A 1,713-nucleotide genomic window follows, 5' to 3' on the forward strand; every position below is an offset into this window, starting at 1 on the left:
TCTCGATCAGACCGCGCAGGATCTCCACCGCCTCCGGCCGGCTTGCCGGATCGTTCAGCGCAGCCGCCAGATCCGAAACCTTCGCCGCGTAAACATCCGCCAGCCCCGGGTGCAGGACCACCGGGCTCCGCGCGGGCAGGGCGGTCAGTTTTGCTTCAAACGCCGCCTTCTGCGCCTCCAGCGCATCCATCTTTGCCTTCATGCTCGGATGAAACATGCCTTCCGTGATCGCAGTAACGATGTTGTCGATCTCCTTCGTCACTTTCGACAGAGCCCGTTCCGCCTCGACCCGTCCGGCCTCGGCCTCGAGCCGATCCTTCTCCATCTCCCGGTGAAACTCCGCGATGAACTCCGCCACCAGGTCAGGATGCATCAGCTGTGTCTTCAGCCCGTCAAGTACACGCGCTTCCACATCGAGCCGCTTGATGGTCTTGCGATTGGTGCAGGTCCCGGAGTTCCGGGCCGCGGCACAGCCCAGGCGGCTGTCACTGATCATGATATAGCCCGAGCCGCAGCAGCCGCAGGTCAGAAGCCCCGACAGCAGATAGCGCGGGCGATGGCCACGCTCGATTTGGGGGGCGTCGGGATCGGCGGCCCGTTCGCTCAGGATATCTTCGCGGATTGCGCCCTGACGCTGTTTGACCCGAGACCAGAGGTCGTCTGCGATGATGCGCAAGGCCGGGGTGTCTTCGGTGATCCAGGCCTCGGGCGGGTTCGGCCGTGCCTGACGTTTGCCGGTATCGGGGTCTTTGACGAAGCGCTGCCGGTTCCACACCAGCTTGCCGATGTAGAGTTCGTTGTTGAGAATGCCCGTGCCGCGCTTCCAGTTCCCGGAGATCGTCGAAAAGGACCAGGTGCCCTTGCCCTTGCCGCCCGAACGCGGGGCCGGAATGCCATCCCGGTTCAGGCCCGTCGCGATGGTTCGCGCGCTGCGCCCCCGATCATATTCCATGAAAATCCGCCGAATGATCACGGCCTCCGCCGCGTCGATCACCCGGTCTCCGGTCGTGAACGACCCGTCCGGCAGCGGCTGGCGGTCCAGACGGTAGCCATAGCTGATCCCGCCCGCCGATTTGCCCGCCCTGACGCGGCCCTCAAGGCCCCGATGCGTCTTCTCGGCCAGGTTGCGCAGGAACAGCGCCGACATCGTGCCGCCAAGCCCGATATGCATCTCGCTGATCTCGCCCTCGGCTTTGGTGACGATCTCCACGCCGAGATAGCGCATCCGCTTGTGCAGCCCTGCGATATGCTCCTGGTCTCGGCTCAGCCGGTCGAGCGCCTCGGCGACGATCACGTCAAAGCTGCCGCGCATCGCCGCCTGCTGCATGCGTTGAAAATCGGGGCGCAGCTGCGAGGCCCCGCTCATCGCCTTGTCCGCGAAAACTTCGGCTACTGTCCAGCCGCGCTCCTCGCAAAGCCGTCGGCACAGCCGCACCTGATCCGGGATCGAGGCCGCCGACTGAAGATCCGTCGAATAGCGCGCGTAGATCGCCGCGCGCGGCGCCGCCGTCCGAGTCGTCATGCTCACCTCCGTCAGCTTGCGTCAGTATGGCACGCGCGCGCCTCGCGCGCAGCTTGTCTCGCCAGAAGCCGCGCCAGCGCGATCAGCGCGGGGGCCGGCGGCGGGACAGGCAGCTGTTCTGCCCTGTCCTGCCCGCCGTCTGTCCGCTTGCCCGCCATGACATGCCTTTCCCGGTCCCGCACGCGAAGGTC

General features: G+C 65.9%; 2 protein-coding genes. Both read right to left on the reverse strand.

What is annotated here, in order from left to right; genetic code table 11:
• On the reverse strand, positions 1 to 1,522 hold a 1,522-nt coding region (locus tag EV657_RS21375), incomplete at its 3' end, for a recombinase family protein (RefSeq protein WP_134079878.1).
• 11 nt (positions 1,523 to 1,533) lie between these two features.
• On the reverse strand, positions 1,534 to 1,713 hold a 180-nt coding region (locus EV657_RS22015), incomplete at its 5' end, for a hypothetical protein (protein WP_208323341.1).

The sequence above is a fragment of the Rhodovulum visakhapatnamense genome, from assembly GCF_004365965.1.
GTDB classification, from domain to species: Bacteria; Pseudomonadota; Alphaproteobacteria; order Rhodobacterales; family Rhodobacteraceae; genus Rhodovulum; species Rhodovulum visakhapatnamense.